The sequence below is a fragment of the Fibrobacter sp. genome (genome assembly GCF_045131395.1).
Taxonomy (GTDB): Bacteria; Fibrobacterota; Fibrobacteria; order Fibrobacterales; family Fibrobacteraceae; genus Fibrobacter.
In genome coordinates this window covers 145,093-164,253 of record NZ_JBGUQY010000022.1, presented here as the reverse complement: position 1 = coordinate 164,253, position 19,161 = coordinate 145,093, and the positions used below count along the sequence as shown (strand labels likewise).

At 51.9% G+C, this 19,161-nt stretch carries 15 protein-coding genes; 6 read left to right on the top strand and 9 right to left on the bottom strand.

The window, feature by feature from the left end:
- Window positions 1–3 precede the first annotated feature (3 nt).
- The 5 genes from ACJMNB_RS06480 (at window position 4) to ACJMNB_RS06460 (ending at window position 6,037) form a co-directional block, all read left to right on the top strand.
- Complete coding sequence (locus tag ACJMNB_RS06480) at window positions 4–1,146, top strand: glycosyltransferase family 4 protein (protein WP_405340241.1); 1,143 nt, start codon at window positions 4–6, stop codon at window positions 1,144–1,146.
- Window positions 1,139–2,173: a lysylphosphatidylglycerol synthase transmembrane domain-containing protein gene (locus tag ACJMNB_RS06475; protein WP_405340238.1), complete on the top strand. Its 1,035-nt coding sequence runs from the start codon at window positions 1,139–1,141 to the stop codon at window positions 2,171–2,173. Before ACJMNB_RS06480 ends, ACJMNB_RS06475 begins: the two co-directional genes overlap by 8 nt.
- 62 nt (window positions 2,174–2,235) lie before the next feature.
- On the top strand, window positions 2,236–4,452 hold the full coding sequence (locus ACJMNB_RS06470; protein ID WP_405340235.1) for a UvrD-helicase domain-containing protein: 2,217 nt from the start codon (window positions 2,236–2,238) through the stop codon (window positions 4,450–4,452).
- On the top strand, window positions 4,449–5,258 hold the full coding sequence (gene murI / locus ACJMNB_RS06465; protein WP_405340232.1) for a glutamate racemase: 810 nt from the start codon (window positions 4,449–4,451) through the stop codon (window positions 5,256–5,258). The genes ACJMNB_RS06470 and murI overlap by 4 nt, the downstream gene beginning before the upstream one ends.
- A gap of 140 nt (window positions 5,259–5,398) precedes the next feature.
- Window positions 5,399–6,037, top strand: coding sequence for a hypothetical protein (locus tag ACJMNB_RS06460; RefSeq protein WP_072800263.1), 639 nt, complete (start codon window positions 5,399–5,401; stop codon window positions 6,035–6,037).
- 126 nt (window positions 6,038–6,163) lie between these two features.
- On the opposite strand, the gene ACJMNB_RS06455 is transcribed toward ACJMNB_RS06460, so the two are convergent.
- Window positions 6,164–7,750: a T9SS type A sorting domain-containing protein gene (locus ACJMNB_RS06455; protein ID WP_405340229.1), complete on the bottom strand. Its 1,587-nt coding sequence runs from the start codon at window positions 7,748–7,750 to the stop codon at window positions 6,164–6,166.
- 158 nt (window positions 7,751–7,908) lie between these two features.
- On the opposite strand from ACJMNB_RS06455, the gene ACJMNB_RS06450 reads away from it, so the two are divergent.
- Window positions 7,909–8,601: a hypothetical protein gene (locus ACJMNB_RS06450; protein ID WP_405340226.1), complete on the top strand. Its 693-nt coding sequence runs from the start codon at window positions 7,909–7,911 to the stop codon at window positions 8,599–8,601.
- On the opposite strand, the gene nth is transcribed toward ACJMNB_RS06450, so the two are convergent.
- The 8 genes from nth to ACJMNB_RS06410 form a co-directional block, all read right to left on the bottom strand.
- Window positions 8,602–9,216 (bottom strand): endonuclease III, encoded by a 615-nt coding sequence (gene nth / locus ACJMNB_RS06445; RefSeq protein ID WP_405340223.1) that lies wholly within the window; start codon window positions 9,214–9,216, stop codon window positions 8,602–8,604.
- Between the two features lie 17 nt (window positions 9,217–9,233).
- Complete coding sequence (gene cysE, locus ACJMNB_RS06440; RefSeq protein WP_405340221.1) at window positions 9,234–10,022, bottom strand: serine O-acetyltransferase; 789 nt, start codon at window positions 10,020–10,022, stop codon at window positions 9,234–9,236.
- On the bottom strand, window positions 10,019–10,525 hold the full coding sequence (locus tag ACJMNB_RS06435) for a hypothetical protein (RefSeq protein WP_405340218.1): 507 nt from the start codon (window positions 10,523–10,525) through the stop codon (window positions 10,019–10,021). Before ACJMNB_RS06435 ends, cysE begins: the two co-directional genes overlap by 4 nt.
- Window positions 10,526–11,071 carry a hypoxanthine phosphoribosyltransferase gene (hpt, locus tag ACJMNB_RS06430; RefSeq protein ID WP_405340215.1) on the bottom strand — a complete coding sequence of 182 codons (546 nt, stop codon included), beginning with the start codon at window positions 11,069–11,071 and terminating at the stop codon, window positions 10,526–10,528.
- A 2-nt stretch (window positions 11,072–11,073) separates the two neighbouring features.
- Complete coding sequence (locus tag ACJMNB_RS06425) at window positions 11,074–13,488, bottom strand: DUF3536 domain-containing protein (protein ID WP_405340212.1); 2,415 nt, start codon at window positions 13,486–13,488, stop codon at window positions 11,074–11,076.
- Between the two features lie 21 nt (window positions 13,489–13,509).
- Window positions 13,510–15,426 (bottom strand): glycosyl hydrolase, encoded by a 1,917-nt coding sequence (locus ACJMNB_RS06420; RefSeq protein ID WP_405340209.1) that lies wholly within the window; start codon window positions 15,424–15,426, stop codon window positions 13,510–13,512.
- Between the two features lie 16 nt (window positions 15,427–15,442).
- Window positions 15,443–17,191 carry a glycosyl hydrolase gene (locus tag ACJMNB_RS06415; protein ID WP_405340206.1) on the bottom strand — a complete coding sequence of 583 codons (1,749 nt, stop codon included), beginning with the start codon at window positions 17,189–17,191 and terminating at the stop codon, window positions 15,443–15,445.
- Between the two features lie 132 nt (window positions 17,192–17,323).
- Window positions 17,324–19,153, bottom strand: a complete 1,830-nt coding sequence (locus ACJMNB_RS06410; protein ID WP_405340203.1) for a glycosyl hydrolase — start codon at window positions 19,151–19,153, stop codon at window positions 17,324–17,326.
- Window positions 19,154–19,161: the final 8 nt, after the last annotated feature.

The following is a 19,161-nucleotide window of genomic DNA, read 5'->3' as shown; positions in this document are numbered from 1 at the left end:
CTGATGAACATCCTTGTCGTAAATTATCGCGATCGGTTGCATCCCGCCGCTGGGGGCGCCGAGAAACACTTACACCGCATTTTTTCCCTGATTGCAGAATCGGGGCACAAGGTTGTGCTCCTGACGACGGCTTTTCCCGGTTGCAAGCCTCGCGAGACGGTGGACGGTATCGAGGTGATTCGCAAGGGTGGCGATTTGCTGTTCCAGCTTACCGTGGCGATGAATATCCGCAAGCTGGATCGTGAATTCAATTTTGACATGGTGGTGGAAGACCTGAACAAGCTTCCGCTGTTCACGCCTTTCTTGACGAAGAAGCCGGTGCTGGTGCAGATGCACCACTTGTGGCGCGGCTCCATATTCCACGAGGCCTCGTTCCCGGTGGCCTTTGTGGTGTGGGCTTTTGAACGGATGATTCCCTGGTTCTACCGCAAGCAACCCTTTGTGGTGGTGAGCCCGAGTACCAAGCGGGAACTGGAAGAAATCGGGATTGCCGAAGACCGTATCTCGGTAATCTACAATGGGTCTGATGATGAGGTCCCGGTTTCTGCTTCTGATGCACCGGTCGAAGAAGAATCTTCTGTGCCTTATTTCTTGTGGCTGTCCCGCGTGCACCGCTACAAGGGCATTTGGACGGCGTTGGAAGCGTTCAAGGAATTTGCCGAGAACCATCCGGATGTGAAGCTGGTGGTGGCCGGCGACGGTCCGCTTTTGAAAAAGATTCCTGCCTGGCTCAAGGAACAGTGCCTTGAGGAACACGTTGAACTTTTGGGATTTGTTTCGTCCGAGAAGAAAAAGAAGCTGCTGGCAAATGCGGTGGCTCTCTTGCAGACGAGTTTCAAGGAAGGCTGGGGTTTGACTGTCGTGGAGGCTGCCAAGCTCGGAACCACGACGATTGCCAGCGATGTGCCTGGGCTCAGGGACAGCGTGCGCAATGGCGAAACGGGACTCTTGTTCCCGGTGGGCGATGCCCACACTTGTGCCATGGAAATGGATAGGCTTTATAGCGACGACGACTTGCGTACGAGACTTTCGCAGGCGGCCAAAAGCTATGCGGGGGAATTCCGTTGGGATAGCGCTGCGGAGCAGACTCTTGACCTGATTCAAGAGGCGGTTATCCAGCGTCAGGTAGGGGGAGGAGATGAGTAAAATTGATGGCCGACTGAAGTCGGCTCTGATTTTTTGTTTGAAGCTGGTGGTGACCATTGTTCCCGCCTACTTTGTGTACCGAAACATCGTGATGGCTCCGGACTGGAGTGTCGACGATCTGTATCGCCTGTTCAGTACGCATAGCATTTGGCCTTTGTTCGTGGCGCTTTTGTGCCTCGGCCTTTCGAACTTTACGGCTTGCTTGCAGTGGAAGCTTTTGCTTGAAAAGCAGAACGTGAAGCTCGGTTATGGGCATTTGCTCAAGCTCTATTACGTGGGCCTGTTCTTCAACAACTTTATGCCTGGCAACGTGGGCGGTGATGCCAAGAAGGTTTACGACATCCGCATGCAAGGCGGACAAGATTCCGTGGGAGCCGGGCTTACGGCCACAATCTTTGACCGTCTTTATGGGCTTTACTTTATTACGTTGTTTGCGCTGGCGATGGGCCTATTGTTCTTTATGCACGACGAAGCCCAGCGTTCCTTCATGTGGCCTTCGGTGTGGATTTTCTTGGGTTTCTGTGCGCTCTTTGCCGCCCTTTGCAGCCGTAGACTCGGTCGCCTGCTGTGCAAGGTGTTAACGAAGGTTTTCCCGAAAAAGATTAACGAACGCCTGATCCACATGTTTGAACGGTTCCAGCATTTCCGTTCGATGAAGCTGCTGGTGTTGGTCAACTTGCTTTCTGCAGTGACGCAGGGACTTCGAATTCTGGTGCATTATTTTTGCGGAATCGCGGTGGGCGTGGACCTCTCGATTTCGTGGTACTTCTATTACATTCCGCTGGTGGCAATCGTGAGCGCGCTCCCGATTTCCATTGGCGGCTTTGGCCCGAGAGAACTTTTGGCGCAGTCGCTGTTTGCGCGTGCCGGAGTGCCCGGGCTTGAATCGGTGGTAATCCAGCTGTTGGCTTATTTTGTAAGCCTGGTGCTGAGCCTGTTCGGTGCGTTTGTTTTCTTGCTCGGAAACGGACCTGCCGCAGTGAAGGTTGCCCCCGATGTCAATGACGGTGTTGCCTCTAAGGGGTAGCAACGGTTTTTAGATAGCGGTGGCGATTTACATGTACTTCGCCCCATTCCATACGAGGCGTTATGGACGCCGAAGAAATTTTGAAGGGATTGAATTCCGACCAGCGTGCAGCGGTGTTGCACGACCATGAGAAAAGTGCGCAACTCCTGATTTTGGCGGGGGCCGGCTCGGGCAAGACTTCCGTCTTGACCAAGCGAATCCAGTATAGGATTCTTTGCGGTGTAGAACCTGAAAAAATCTTGGCGCTGACCTTCACCGCAAAGGCCGCCGCCGAGATGCGTGAACGGGTGCAGAAGCTGTTCCCCAATGCGGGCGTGCGACTTTGCACGTTCCATTCACTTGCTCTATACATGCTCAAGTGCAAGGTTCCCTGCGGTGGGGAAGGTGCGGGCGGTGAATGCCCCGCTTACGAAATCCTTGGCTTCAAGAAAATTCCTTCGCCCACGGAATCTTCGGAACGGGAATTTTCCCAGGCGCTTTCAAAACTCAAGCTGAAAGCTAAAATTTCACGTGAAAATCTTTTCTCGGATTGTTATGGTGCGGCGGTGTCGACGAAACTCCGCCCCCTTCGTGAAACCGTGTTGCAGACGGGACAGGTGGTTTTCGAAGACTTGATATATCTTGCGATTCACCTGCTTGAAACGAATGAGGTTGCCTGTAATTATTTCCGGGAACAGTGGAAAGAAATCCTGGTGGATGAATACCAGGATATCAATCCATCTCAATACAGGCTGGTCAAGAACTTGCTAGGGGAGCGAAAGCAACTGTTCGTGGTGGGGGATGACGACCAGGCCATTTACGGTTTCCGCGGAGCCGATATCGGAAACATTGAACGCTTTTGCGAGGACTTTAAGGAAAGTACGCTGATTCGTCTGGAGTGGAATTACCGCTCGGTACCCAACGTACTGTACCTTGCCAATGACATCTTCAGGAACAAGCCCGTTCACTTGCGCAAGGTGCTTCGGGCGGGGAACATGAACGGTTCCGGCGGCAACCCCTTGTACAAGGAGAATCGTAAGCCAGTCGTTTGGGTGTCCGACAATCCGGTTGAAGAAATCCAGAAAATCGTCTTGTCCATCAAGGAACTTCGGGAAGGCTACGACTTGGCATGGAAAAACTTCGCGATTCTGGTGCGCTACAACCGCCAGCGCCTTTACTACGAGCAGGCTCTCCGGGACTACAACATTCCCATTGTTGGTGATGTGGTGGAGATGGCCGAGCCGGGGTCAAGTGCGGAGGGCTCGCCAGAGGTGACTATAGAAGATGGTGTGCATGTGGAGACGGTACATGCATCCAAGGGACTCCAGTATGCGGTGGTGTACTATGCGGGGCTTTGCGAGAAACTTACCCCCGGCCAGTGTACGGGGAGCCGCAAGGCTCGTAAAAAGCAACTGGACGAGGAACGTAGGCTTTATTACGTGGGGGTGACTCGTGCAGAGGCCGGCCTGTTTTTGTTATATTGCAAGCGTAGATTCTGGAAAGGTCGATTGCGTCGGTTTAGACGTTCCCGGTTTTTGCCTAAGGAATCGAAAACGAATTCGGTAGAATTTATGCCTGTTATTTTATTTAAAGTCTATGTGGCCGTTGCGGTGCTTTCGTATATGCTTTTTTATATACTTGCGTTGCCGTACTTGAAGCTGCGTTACGGAAAAAATTTTGATGCATGGCTCGAACATAAAATTCAGGATTTTTCGAGATTCTGCATGAAGGTGCTTCGTGTGGACTTGACCATCGAAGACCAGGCTCAGTTGGGTAAAGTGGATTGGAACCGCCCTGTGTTCGTGGTGGGTAACCACAATTCCTTCGCCGATATTCCGATTGTATTTTTGACTCTCCAGAAGACGGTTGGCTTTGTGGCGAAAAAATCCCTTGGCCGAATTCCGTTCCTGAATTTCTGGATGTACAAGATTGGTTGTATTCTGGTGAACCGCGAAAAGGGGGGGGCGGCCAAGGCCGTGCGTAAGGCCATTGCCGAAAGGGGTAATGCCGTGCGTGTCTTTATCTTCCCCGAAGGTACCCGCAGCAAGACCGGAGCTCTCGGAAATTTCAAGAGTGGAGTATTCCGCTTTGCCTGCGAAAACAATGCCCTTATGCTTCCGCTGGTGATTACGGGCTCGGGCCCTGTTTGGGAACGCCGTAAAGATATGGCCCGTTGTAAGGTGAATGTGAAGGTCCTTTCGCCCATTGATGTCTTGGAATGCCGCAAGGAAAACGAAAAGTTTGACCCGAAGGTGAATTTGCTCCCCATGGTCCACAAGATGATGGAGGATGCCCTGTGATAGGCGTTTTCGATTCGGGTTTTGGTGGCTTGACTATTTTAAGGAACCTGCAGAAGGTTCTTCCGCAGTACGACTATCTTTACCTGGGCGATAACGCTCGGGCCCCTTATGGTTCCCGTAGCTTCGAAACGATTTTCCGCTATACCCTGCAGGCCGTTCGTGAGCTTTTTAGCCGGGGCTGCCCCTTGGTGATCCTGGCCTGTAATACAGCGTCTGCCAAGGCGCTCCGTAGCATTCAGCAGGACGTGCTCCCGTACGAATTCCCGGACAAGCGTGTCTTGGGCATTGTGCGGCCCACCGCCGAAGAAATCGGCAAGTTCAGCAAGTCCGGCCATATCGGTATTTTCGGTACGGCGGGAACGGTTTCTTCGGGGAGTTACCTGATAGAAATCAACCATTTCTTCCCGGACCTGAAGGTGACGCAGCATGCCTGCCCCATGTGGGTGCCCCTGGTGGAATATGGCGAACGGGAATCCGAAGGTGCGAAGTTCTTTGTGAAAAAGGACGTGGATGCCCTTTTGAAGGAAGATCCGGAAATCGATACGCTCTTGCTGGCCTGTACCCATTATCCGCTGCTGGAGGGGGCTATCCGTGCCGCCCTTCCCGAAAACGTGAAGCTGGTGTTCCAGGGGGATATTGTTTCCGAGAAGACGGTGGATTACCTGAAACGCCACCCGGAAATGGAATGCCGTCTTACAAAAAATGGAAAAACCCGGTTCCTGACCACCGATACGGCGAAATTCTTCGAAAAAGGGGCATCTCTCTTTGGAATGACCGGTTTTTCGGCAGAATCTATCACTTTTTAGCTTATAAATTTGTATCTTGCATATTGAAAATAAGCATCGGACTGCCATATGTAGTCCGTTTGTAAGATTTATATAAAAAGGGGACTCCGGGCCTAAAGTTCGGGGTTCCCAAAGTTTAACCTAACTAGAGTGGATGACAAATGCCTAAAACACAGATCAATCTCGAAGGTTGGCAGGACTACCGCGGTAACGCTGCCGGTAGCTTGCTTTACGTCGAAACCAGCCACCAGTCCGAAATGCCGGTCCGCGACCAGCTGAACGAAAACGGTAAGGGTTTCCTTTATGAACCCAACTACGAAACCAGCACCTACGGTCTGATGAGCTGCTATAACGTGAAGGCGATCAACGCAATCCTCAAGGCAAAGAGCCGCTATATTCTGTTTGGCACCCGTTACGAAGGCCTGAGCGATTCCGAACTCCGCAACAAGTACTTGATTATGGGTTACATGCGCGTCGACAAGATCAAGGACGTTCGTACCCGCCACATCCAGCGCTACATGGCTAACCCGGAACTCCAGGAACCGGAATGCATGCAGATGGAACACAACTGGGCTGTCTATGGCCCCATGCGCTTTGTCTCTATGAACGACGCCTTCGTGGTCACCGACGAAATCCTCAAGGAATGGGGCTACCGCGGTCACGCATCTCGCCAGCTCAAGGCCGTGTTCAAGAAGGAACACTTGGAACAGATCCTTTCTTACCTCGATTCCAAGGAAGACAAAATTGACGAATACATCGCTACCGTCGATGAATTCAAGGAAGCCCTCGAAGAAGGGTAATTGCGTCGCTTACGCTCCGCAAAAGCAGAAAGCCTCCGTTATGCGGAGGCTTTCTGCTTTTTATGTGGAATGTGTGGTGTGTAGTGTGAAATGATTAATTATACATCACACATTAGTCATTGCACATTATTTTTTGATTGCCTTGACGGTGGAAGACTTGGTCTTCACGAGGTACATGCCCTGATGGAGGTCCAGGCGGAGGCTTCCGTCGGCGTTAAGGGCTGCATTCTTGAGACCGGTCCATACCAGGTTGCCGTTCAGGTCGAAGACCTTGGCGGTAGCGTTCTGGTCGTTGACCAGGTTCGATGCAACAGGGGTGCGGATGCTATTGGGAGTATCCGAAAGGAACACGACTGTCGTGATAGATTTTGCCGGAACGGAAATCGTTTCCTGGGGTGAGATTTCCTTGCTCTTGTCGCCGTTCTCAACGGATTGCACGGCGTAGATGGCGGAATAGTTGTCAAGAGGAATGCTCAGTTCCGTTGCTGCGGACTTGTTGATGGCTACCACGGTGATGGAGTCTCCGTTTGCGCTGCTGAATGCGACCGTATACAGATTGTTGTTGTCGCTAGTAGAGCTGATCACTTTCCAGCCCGGATTCACGAACTTGGAATAGTGACGCATGGCGTGGTATTCGGGGAAAATCTTGATTTCCTTTTTTTCGCACACGTGCTTGCCGTCTCCGGAGAGATCCCAGCCTGCACCGGGGCAAACGCCGATCATTTGAGCATGGTAACCGTAGAAAAGCTGCCAGGCGATGTAGCCGCTCAGTTTTCCGTCGGTGAAGCCGACCTGCATGATATGGGCGAGGCCGAGCATGTCCTCTTCGCGAGGTTCGTCAAGCATCGGGCAGAATTCCGTCATGAAGATGGGCTTGGTGCCGTAAGTACTGGCAATCGATTTCATGGGGGCTCGGAAATTTTCCGGGTTCAGGTAGTTGGTTCCGGAGTTGTCTCCGTTCATTGCATGGTACAGATGGTAGGCATAGCCGTCCAACTTATTTGCATCGAGTTCCTTGGCGTATTTGTCGAAGTTGCCGTATCCGATTCCAAGAGGTTCGGGACCGAGAATTTTGGCTTTCCCTTTGACGGCGTCATAGACGGCGTTCAAGGCTTCCTTGTAGCCTGCGATTTCATTTGTTTCTGTGGGCTCGAACAGGGTTTCTTCGTAGGAAGCTTCCATGTCCGGCTCATTCTGAAGGCTGATGTAGTCCGGAACGATGCCCTGTGCGGCGTAGGATTCAAGGCTCTTCTTCCACCAGTTGGCAAAGTCGGTGTAGGCGTAGGCGCCGTAGGCGTCCCCGTTCGCCTTTTTCAGGGTCTTGTCTGATTTGGAATGTCCTTCGTAGCCGTTGAGGCCGCCGCTCGGCTTTAAGTTGCCGGGGGCGCTCCAGCTGGACATTTCGATTTTCAGGTGGTTGCCAAGGCGCTTTTGGGCTGCCTTTACAATGTTGATGTCGTCAGTTAGGTCCTTGCTTTCGTCCTGGAGCCAGTTCGCGATACGGAGTATCGAAAGGTTCAGTCCCGTGAAGGCGGTGTCAAAAAGCGCTTCCTGGTCTTCGGCGGGAAGGTTCGCAATCCAGTTCTGATAATAGACGGATGCACCACCGAAGCCAATAATTTCTTGCTTGGTATCGGCGGGATCTACGGTAATGTTTGCTGCAGAAGCGATTGTGGCTGCAGCGAGGGCTGTAACAATTGTTTTTTTCTTCATAAAAACCAACTCCATTTTCTTTGAAGATAGCTTTATTTTGCCGTTCTGTTTACCCTTGAAATGTAAAAAAGAAAGGGAGAAATAGGGGGTATGCGTGAAAGCCGTATTTTTAGGAACAGATTGTTCCGTGTTGTAAGTTTTTGGGTATATTTGAAGCAATGGAAAAACAGAAGGCTACAGAACAGGTGCAGTTGAATCTGGTGACGGTAAAGCATGAAACCCCGTCGTCATTTCACTTAGACGATCCCGGAACGTGGCCCGTGGTGGTTCAGTTCTTGCTGTACCCGAAAACGCTGGGCGGAGCGCATTTAGTTCCCTTCAGGTTGCTGCTGGTGGTTGCCATGATCTTCTTTACGGTGCAACTGATGCGCGACGGTTACGATGCCTGGATTGCGCAGTACTTGCATTGTTTGAATCTGCCGGTGCATGAAACGGGTCACCTGGTTTTCTCGATATTCGGAAACCGCGTCATCCATTCCCTGGGCGGTTCTCTGTTCCAGATTATAATGCCTCTTGTATTCTGCTTTGCGTTATGGATTAAACCGCGGGATATTCTTGGCGCGTCGGTGGCACTTTGGTGGGCTTTCGAAAATTTTATTGATGTGGCGGTGTACATCGATGACGCTCTGCATATGAGATTGATGCTTATCAGTGGCGGTACTGGGGCCGAAGCTCCCTATGGTTTTCATGACTGGAACTTTATCCTGTCAGAAATGGGATTGCTTTTGAAGTACGATACGATTGCAAACGCTGTTTATACGGCTGGCTACGTAGGAATGTGGCTTTGCGTGCTGTGGGGCGGCTGGAGCCTGTTTTATTACTGGTTCTACCAACGCAAGAATTTAGACTGATTACAGCTTACTGCATATCGGGCATTGTTCGGGCTTGTGGCCCAGAGCCTTGCAGTATGTACGTCCGAACAGGATGATTTGCAGGTGACGCTTTTCCCATTCGCATTCAGGGAAAATTTTCTTCAGGTCTTTTTCGGTCTGCTCTACGGAGGAACCGTCGGAAAGTCCCCAGCGCTTGGCGAGGCGGTGAATGTGGGTATCCACGGGGAAGGCCGGAACCTTGAAGGCATGAATCATCATGACGCTGGCGGTCTTGTGACCCACACCGGGTAAAGCCTCTAGTTCTTCGAATGTGCGGGGAACTTCGCTGTTGTATTTTTCTACAAGAATCTTGGACAGGTTGAATATGTTCTTGCCCTTGGTGGTAGAAAGCCCGCAAGGCTTAATGATTTCGGTGATTTTTTCGACGCCCAGCTTGACCATGGCCTTGGGCGTTTTCGCTTTCTTGTAGAGTTCCTTGGTGACAATGTTGACGCGGACGTCGGTGCATTGGGCGCTCAAAACGACGGCGACCAAGAGCGTGTAAGAATCGGAATAATCCAGCGGAATCGGCGGATCGGGGAATAGCTCGTCGAGCTTGTCCCCGATGAATTTGATTTTGCTCGCGCGATTCATAAATCCGGTTTCTGAAATTACACGCAGTCCTGCGTGAAGTCCTGCTGCATGTTGAAGCTGGGCATTTCGTCGTGGGGCTTACCGACTTGTACGGCAGGCACGCCTGCGTAAGTCGTGTGGGCCGGAACGTCGCTCACCACCACAGCGCCTGCGCCAATCTTTGCTCCGTCGCCAATGTGGATGTTGCCGAGCAACTGTGCATGGGCACCGAGCATCACGCCGTTTCCGATTTTCGGGTGACGGTCACCGACTTCGTTGCCGGTACCGCCGAGGGTCACGCCGTGCAAGAAGCTCACGTTGTTCCCGACCACGGCGGTTTCGCCGATGACAATGTTCGTGGCGTGGTCAATCAAAAGACCATAACCGATTTTGGCGGCTGGGTGAATGTCCATGCCGAACTTGCGGCTAATGATACTCTGGAGCATCTTGGCGGGGAAGGATCTGCCTTCCAGCCACAGGGCGTGGGCGGCGCGGTAAGCCTGCAGTCCCTGGAATCCCTTGAAGAACAGGAGCGGTTCCAAGAAACTCGTGCAAGCCGGATCGCGAAGGACCGTAGCGTACAGGTCCTTGCCTGCGCAGGTCACCAGTTCCGGATACTTGAGATAAAGAATTCCGAAGACTTTTTCAAGTTCATTACGGTCAATAACTTCGCCGGCAAGCTGACATGAAAGAGTGACTGAAAGCATTGCGGCAAAATTCTTGCTGTTGAGAATTTGCTCCGTAATCATCAGTACCGAAAGGGGCTCGTCGTGAACCAACTTTTCGGCTTCGCGGCGAATTTTCTGTTCTATCTCTTCGATGTTCATTTCTTGGCTTTGTCCTTAGCTTCGCCTTCGTCTTCGTCTAAAGTCGGAATAACCTTGTTTTCGCGGCACAGGTTTTCTTCGCGGATCTTAAAGGTGAAGTCTACGAGGTTGTTTTCAAACATTTTCTGGTAGGGCTTTTTCTTCTGCACGCTTTCTAGGGCGCAGGTGCAATAGTTGATACGCTGGATGAGCGTTTTTTCGCTGCTAGGCGTGCCCTTGCCAAAAACGCATTCGTGCATAATGGCGTATTCCATGGCGCGGTCGTAGCGGTACTTGCACTTGTTGGGCATGTCGGGCTGGGCGGCCACGCGTTCGATAATGCCTTCGTTCGGAATGCTCGTGAATATGCTACAAGTGATAATGCCTGCAACAAAGAACAGCAGGCATACGCCAAGGTTGATCAAGAAACGCTTGCCGCGACCAATCTTGTTGTAGCTGCGTTCCACAGCTTCGAAAGCTTGGGTGGCATGGAGTCGGACGTCATCTAAATCGTTATTTGCCATTTAGTTGGTCTCCTGTAGTGTCCAAATGTCCGGTAGGAATCGGTAATCGTTTGCGTAGTCGAGCCCGTAACCTACCACGAATTCGTTTGCTATTTCAAAACCTACAAAATCTGCCGTGATATCAACTTCGCGGCGCTCCTGTTTGTTCAGTAAAACGCAGGTGCGAACCTCTTGGGCGCCCCCTTCCTTGAGCATTTTGCATAGCCCGAGCAGTGTGGTTCCCGTGTCGGCGATATCGTCGACCATCAGGATCCTTTTACCCTTGAGGTCGACTTTTTCGAGACCCCGTACCTGGAGCTTGCCGCTTGATTCGGTAGAATCGCCGTAGCTGGAGGCCTTGATAAAGACAACCTTTTTCTGGACGGCCTTGTCGCTATGAGCGTTGGCGAGTTCTCGGCTTAGGTCGGCGGTGAACATGTAGGCCCCCGTGAGGGCCGAAAGCAGGATGTCGTAATCGTAGGCAGCCGTAATTTCGCGGGCGAGTGTAGCCACCCGTTCGCGAATTTCGTTTGCGCTAATCAGCGGTTTTTCGGACATCCTGAACATTCTTACACCTCGAAGTTCAACCAGCTGAACATGGGCTTCAGTGCCGAAAGCTTGCCCGCAGGATCCTTGATGAATTCCTGGTAGGCGGGGAATACCTTGTTTTCAAGGCTGGTCTTGTCGATTTCCAGCTTGAGCCAGTCGGCAACGGTGATAAGCCCCGTAATATGGTGGACGGAATCTGCGTCGAAACTTTCGATTACGGAATTGATCAACTTGACAAGCTTTGCATGGAACATGCGACCCGTTCCGCCAAAGGAATAATGGGTGTGCAAGGCGTTTGCTTCGTCAATCAGGTCCTTGATTTCGTCGTAAATCTTCTGGTCGTCGTTTTCCTTGTATTCCAGCGCCAGGTGGTGGATCTTGGAATTGATTTCCAGCGAAAGGATTTTACGCATGGTATCCGGCAGCGTATGGTCCAGGTCTGCAAGGCTGTCGATGGAAAGCCCGTGGGATAGCGCGAAGTTCGAGAAGGATTCCGTCAGGTCGTTCAGATATTTCTTGGTAGAAATCTGGTTGATGCGCTTGATGGAATCGCTCATGAGGTTGCGCATACGCACCACGTAGGCGGTGGGGTACACGTTCTGCAGTTCCTGGGTGCTCATGTTGGGGTTTTCGACGAACTTGAGGCCGTTCTGCTGGTTTTCGCCGTCGGCGACCACCAGGTTGATGCGTCCCAGCATGTCGGTAATGGCCAGTACGGTAGAAATGCGGCGTTCGTTGATAAACTTGTCGTAGTACTCCGTACGTACAAGGGTCTGGCGCCTGCGAGAAGCGATCTTGGTGGCGACAATCTTCTTGTTCTTTTCGGAGTTGTCTTCCAAGTTCAAGTGGAACATGGCTGCCTGTTCGGCCATTTCCTTTACGACCACCGGCACTTTTTCTTCGGCATAGTTGGTAAAGACTTCGGCTCCGTTCCACTTGTGTTCGTTACTGGTGGCGCGGGCGAGAATGCTGATGACCTCGTTCTTGATATGGTGACCATAAGGCAAGAAGGGTTCCAGAAGTTCCATGGCACGGAGGGCGTAACGCATGTTCTGTACCGGTTCCAGACCTTCGATGTCGTTGAAGAACCAGCCGCAGCTCGTGAAACTGAACAGGCAGAATTTCTGGATTTCCAGAAGGCGGATTGCCTTGGCGCACATGTCGGCGTCGTTGGGGTCCTTCACGGTCTTTTCGAGGTAGGCCTTGACGCGGGATTCGTCTTCGGGGGCCACCAGGGCTTCTACGTAGTTGTTACGTGCATCCCACGGATCCACCTTCGAAATCTTTTCGAATTCGCGTACGAAAATATCGTCGGCCAGCTTTTTCAAGTGATTGAATGCGTCGCGGAGCGGACCACGCCATTTCTGATTCCAGTCCGGGCCACCGCCTGTCGAGCATCCGCAATCGCGGTACCAGCGTCCAACGCCGTGGGCACAGCTCCAGGCGCAACCTTCGCTGTAGAAATTCTTGAGCAGGACTTCGTGTTCGGGCGGGAATTCTTCCAGGAACCAACCGTAGTTCACCGGCACCATGTTGTGTTCAGGTGCGTAGTGGTTGTAGAGCCAGGCGGCGCACATGTCGCCGAAGGGTTCGTGGTGGCCGTAAGATTCGCCGTCGGTACCGATGCTGACCAGCTGCGGGTCCTTGCGCTTATCGTCCCAGGCGTCCTTGATGCGATTGCCGAATGTTTCGGCGTTGCGGAGCAGGTGTTCAAAACCTACGGCAGAAGAAAGCCAGGGGTTGTAGAAGAACACGTCCAGGTAACCGTCGCAAACAAGCTTGCCTTCCTTGTCGCGGGGGTAAATGCGGTAGGGGCGAGTGGTGTCGATGTCGGTGTTGCAGCAACCGGTCCATTCGCTGTCGCCCAGTTTGCGGAACTTGTCTGCCTGGGTGGGAGAAAGGATGGTGAACTTGATGCCCGCCTTGATGAGTTCCACTACCGTTTCAAAGTTGATGGCGGTTTCGGCAAGCCACATGGCTTCGGGCATGCGGCCAAAGTGGAACTTGAAATCTTCGATACCCCAACGGATCTGCGTCTTTTTGTCTTCGGCAGAGGCGAGAGGCATAATGATGTGGTTGTAAACCTGGGCAATGGCGTTGCCGTGACCGTTCAGGCGTTCTTGGCTCCGCTTGTCGGCTTCCTGGATACGCTTGTAGGTGTCTGGAGTATTGGTGCGGATCCATCCCATAAGGGTCGGACCCATGTTGAAACTCATAAAATCGTAGTTGTTGACAATGTCGACAATACGGCCCTGAGGATTCAAAATACGGCTTGCAGAATTGGGACTATAACACTGGCTTGCAATACGGTCATTCCAGTCGTGAAAGGGACGCGCGCTGGGCTGGTTTTCGATAACGCCAGTCCAGGGATTTTCGCGGGGCGGCTGGTAAAAGTGACCGTGAATCGTAAAATAGAGGGGATGCTTCTTTTCCATGATGGGAAAGATAGCATTTTTTTACTTCACCCTTATTCTTTTAGAGTAGTTAGCTCCGCCGATTTTAGCGCGGACAATGTAGTTGCCGCTAGCGATGCCTTCAAGGTTGAATTGTGCAATTCCCGCTGTAATATTTCCGTATGCAAGGGTTGCGATTTTGTGGCCCAGCATGTCGAACAGGGCTATGTTTGCGCTGCTTGTAGCGGCATCGCCGATATTGACTTCCAGTGTCTTGTTATTTAAACTGATTGTTAGTTTGTTTGTGATTGTGGGGCGGCTTGCCAACGGGATTTCTGAAGGGGCGATGATGGCGCCCTTGGAGCTGGTGTCGGCAACGACTTTATCCCAGCCGGGCATATCGTCCAAGGCGATAACGCGATCGTCGTCCAGGTTCTTTTTCCACATGTCGATAGGCGTCTTTTCCAAGAAGTTTCCGCTCCAGGTCTGGCTCCAGGTCATCCAGTAACTCCAATAAGCCTTGTCTTCGGCGATGCTGTCGATATCCGGAATGGCTCCGTTTTCGCTCAGGGCTATCATCTTCTTGGTGCCTACATCGCTGACGATTTTATTGAAGTAGTTGGCACCGGAATTATGGTCGTTCAGCGGATCGTAAATATCGACCGCTACGATGTCTACATATTCGTCGCCAGGGTACCAGGCCGCATTGAGGGCGCTGTAATCGTAGCCGAATTGGGGATCTGTATTGATGTTCCATACCCAAATCAGGTTCTTGAGGCCGTTGGTACCGACCATACGGTTAAATACCAAACGGTAGAGTTGCACATAGCATTCGGCGCTGCCAGCACCCCACCAGAACCAACCACCGCTGGCTTCGTGAAGCGGGCGCCATACCACGGCGATACCCTTGTCTTGCAGTTGCTTGAAATATCCGGAAACGATGTCGATGTCTGCAACGATATCCTTGTATTCCTGGGAGGTGGCGTCAATTTCTTTGCACTGTTCGCCCTTGAATGCCTTGGTGTAATTGAAGCAGGTGTTGTTTTCACTGGTGCCCTTGACGCCTTCGGTGCAACCGCTGGCGTTGAAACCGTTGTTGGGGTAGGTATCCTTGGTGTAGAATACGGTGTCTTCGCCGACTTTCCAGTGCCACGTGTAGGTCGGGATGCCTCCCATTTTCCACAGGTCTTCGGTCATGAGCAGGTTGTTTTCGGTGTAACCCTTGAACCAGCCTTCTTCATGGTGACCGCCTGCGGCAAACAGCATGTCGAAACCGCCAATGGCAGGGTAGTGGCCGCTACGCTTGTAGAATTCGGCAATGTCGGTCTGGCCCTTCCACGACACTTCGGCATCGCTGTACTTGCAGGAGTCTGCAGGGGTGCAGCCACCGGGCGGAATAATCTTCATGTTGCCGTAATCGTAGTTGAAATTCTGGTCGCTAATCATCATGCCGCTGATGGTCTTTTTCATGAAGTTGTCGCGGAGGAATGTCTTGACCTTCTTGGCGCTCTCGGTGGCGTTGGGCGTCACGGGGAGGGCGCTAATCTTGAATTCCGGATCTGGATGGCGTTCCACGGTAATGTAGTCTACACCAAGAGCGCCGCCGTTACCGACGGTAATGGTGTTCTCGCCGACCTTCATCTTGGCCGATGCCGAAATTACGAAGGCGGAATCGCAGGTGCGGGGCTTTGTCAGTAACGATCCCGCTTCGACGCCGTTTACGACAATCTTCGATTCGAACCAGTCGTATTGCTTGATGAGTACCTTGGTGGTAATGTCGTAGACGGCAGTTTCTTCCACCTTGACGATGAAGGAGAGTCCGCTTGCATCGGTGGGTTCCGCATACTTGCCGCCCGAAAATTCGGCATTTTCTTTAACGCTTGCACCAGTCAAGGATTCTGCTTCGTACTTGGTGGGGGCGGCAAATGTGATTGCCACCGCCGATAACACGGCGATAGCCGTCAAAGTTTTACATCCCATAACACACTCCTTAGATTTACTTGATTAAAATTTTCTTCGCAAGGGCTTTGCCCAGGCCTTTGACTTGTACGATGTATTGTCCGCGGGCGAGGCGCGAAAGCGAAATGGAGCCGCTTCCGTTCATGTTCTTTGTCAGAACATGGTTGCCTTGCATGTCGTAGATGGCGAGCTGGGCGGCAGTATTCAGATTCACCTGGAGTTCGCGGCCGGCAAGGAAAAGTGTTGGGGCACTCTTCGCAGTCTTTGCGATGATGGTGGTCTGCATTTCGTAATTGTCCCAGCCGGGCATATCTTCCAGTGTGATGATGTAGTCGTTGTTCATCACGGTCTTCCAACTTTCGGCGGTGTTGTCGTTAGCCCAGCCTTCCATGGCGTAGTCACCGTACCAGGGCATGAACCAGCTCCAGTTGGCCCCATCGGCCTTCATGCTGTCGGGGTAGGGGACAGAACCGTTTTCGGACAAGGTGACAATCTTTCTGGCTCCGTACATTTCCTTGATTTTTTCGAAGGAACTCACGAGAGAGGCGTGGTTCGCTTCGCGGGGGTAGTAATAGTAGTCGCGGCCCACAACGTCCACGTATTCGTCGCCGGGGTACCATTCCAATGCATCGGGGGCCTCGTCGGTGGTCCATACCCAAATCAGGTTGTGGAGTCCCTTCTTGTTCACGAAGGTGTCGAACATGAGTTTGTACAAGGCCACGCAGGCCTTAGCGCCGTCGGTACCCCACCAGAACCATTTTCCGCTGGCTTCGTGAAGCGGGCGCCACAGCACGGCAACACCTTCTTTCTGCAGTGTGAGCAGGGAGTCGGCTATTATTTCCATGTCATGCATCAGGGCCTTGTATTCGTCGCTATCGGTTTTCCATTTTCCGGTGGTGGTATCGTAAGCGAGACCGATGCTGAATTTGGTGTAGGGATCGTTATCGCTAGATTGGGTGTAGAAGGCTTCTACGATCTGCGTGGGGTCTTTCCAGTGCCAGTTGAATTGCGGAATGCCGCCCTTCTTCCAAACGGTCTTTGCCATTTCCAGGGAAGCGTGGGTATAGCCCTGGTACCATTGTTCGCCTGAGTTCAAGCCGGTGGAATGCAAAAAGTCGAAACCGACGAGAACCACGTTCTTGCCGCTAGTCTTCTGGATGTAGCTGAGTTCGGTCTGGGTGTCAAAATCTTGGGGGGTGTACTGCCCGTTGTTTTCGAAGGGGCGTTCTGTCATCACGCCACTGATGGTGCGCTTGCCGAAATTTGCAAGCAAGAAGTTGTAGAGTTTCTGGGCGCTTTCGGTGGGCTCCGGAGTCACGGGCTTGGGGCTGATGTTCCAGGGGGTTGCTTCGTATTCGGTAATTTCGATGTAGTCGATATCGACCCATCCCCAGGAATGAACGATGCCGATGGTGTTCTTGCCCTTGGAAAGCTTTAGTTTGCCGGCTGCCTTGATCTTGGCGAAGTCGTCGCTTGGGCCGAAGGTGACCTGCCCTGCGGAGCTGCCGTTTAATGTCAAATTCTGGGTCTTGTTTCCGCGATCGGAGGGAAGCAAGTAGTTGATGAAAAGTGTGTAGTAGCCATCGCTGGGCATGTCTACGGTGAATTCGAGGTTGCCATCGGCCATTTCCACATACTTGCCGCCCGAAGCCTTTTCGTTAGTGACGGTTTTGATCTTGTGGTCATCGGCAGGTACGGCGTTTTCGGCTTCGAAACGCAGGGCTTCTGCCATGGAATAGGTTGAAAGTGCGAAAGCTGAGATTGTTAAAAATTTATAGATGTTCATACCACCTCCAGTTCAATTTAAAATACATTTTTTTTGCTTTTTCTGAAAAACTGTAGCGTAAAAAGAAGAATCCCCGCAGCCAACTTGCGTTAAACCACGGGGATTCTAGGAGTCATGAAGAGAAACTTGTTGTTAGTTCCCGTTACCCATGATGGTGGCGGTCACCAGGTTGCCTTCTTCAACCTTGATAGTTTGCTTTGTGTTGAAATCAGCGATGACAGTTGCGTCGTCAATCTTGATATCGTCGTAATAAACGGTTCCGTTGAATCCTTCAGCATAGACTTCGAGATAAAATTTCGAAATGTTGCTCATGAAACTGGTGTAGTCGTCACCTTCCAAGACAACTTTGTCTTTAGCGGTGGTAGCAAGATCAATTTCACAGAGTGTTTCTTCGCCTGGGTTGATCCAGCATCCGTCGGGTTGTGCCCATGCCCAATCCGGTGCGCCTGTAAGGAATGCGATAGTGAACCAAATTCCAGACATCTGGTTGGTGTTATAGACCTTCAGGGTGACCTTCTTTGCTGTAGACAGGTCGGGAATATTCTTGTCGAGAACGACGATATTGCCCTTTGCTGTATCTTCTGCACCGGCAGTAAGTTTTACCTGCAACCAGCCGTTTGTTTCAATGTCGCTTGGGAAAACTTCTTCGATGATGCGGGCGGTGTCAAGTTTGCCAAGTTCGTAGCCTACTTCGCAAGCGGCAACAGGGGTGCTCGAAATGGTGTACTTGTCCCAGCCCGGCATCGATTCTAGGCTAATGGTGCAGGGACTTTCCATATTGGCTTTCCAGACGGCGCTAACAGTCTGGTCGAGATACTTTCCGCTCCAGCTTTGGTACCAGGGCATCCACCAGGCCCACTTGCTGTTGTTTGCGGCCATGGCCGACATGTCGGGAATGGATCCGTTTTCGGAGACGGCGAACATTTTGCCGGAACCATAATTTGTAGTGAGTTCGGAGTATGCCTTGGTGTACAAGGTTGTGTAATCCCAAGCGTTGTAAATGTCGAGGCTGATGATGTCGTATTTGGCTGCACCCGGATTCCAGTCGGTATCCTTGCTGTATTCGGGGTTCCAAACCCACACCAGGTTCTTGACACCCTTTACAGAAACCATTTCGTCGTAGACGAGGTTGTAGAGAGCCTGGAAGGCGGCTCCGCCCTTGGTGCCCCACCAGAACCACTTACCGCTTGCTTCGTGAAGCGGACGGAAAATAGCGGCAACGCCGGCATCCTGCAGGCCGAGGAACATATCGGCGATTTCATCGATGTCGCTGACGAGCTGCTTGTAAGTCTCGGATTCGGTGTTCCATGCACAATTTGCGGTGCAGGCGGGGTCAACAAAACCCTGGGTAAAATCGAAGTCCGTGTATTCGCTGGAGTTTCCAGACTTGGTGTAGAACGCGTCAATTTTGTCGCTGGGGTCTTTCCAGTGCCAGGTAAAGGCCGGAATACCGCCCTGATTCCACAAGTCCTTGGCGGCGTCGAGAGCCATCTGCGTGTAGCTCTGGTACCAGGCATCCGTTGCCTTTAAGCCAGTGGCGAACAAGAAATCAAAGCCTACGAGGGCGGGGTACTTACCAGTGTAGACAAAGAATGTGTCTACATCGACGAGTTCCTTGAGGGTGGAGGAATTCACGTCGCCGGTCATAACGCCTGCGACGGTTTTTACGCCGTAGTTCGTGGCAAGGAAATTGTAAAGCTTTTGAGCGCTTTCTGTGGCTCCAGTTGTGACTGGAGCGTAGCTGAAGGCGCCAGGAGTTGTGTTTGCTTGAGTAGACGAACTCGATCCTTCCGGATTTTGGGTTGCTTCTTCAGAAGAACTGGACTCGATTGCAGGAGTCACATCGGGTGTCACATCAGGAGTCACATCGGGTGCGCTGCTAGATGAATCGTCCGAGCAGGCAATGAAAGATGCTGCAATTGATGTTAGTCCAAGAGAGAGGATTATCTTTGAAAGATTCATACATGCTC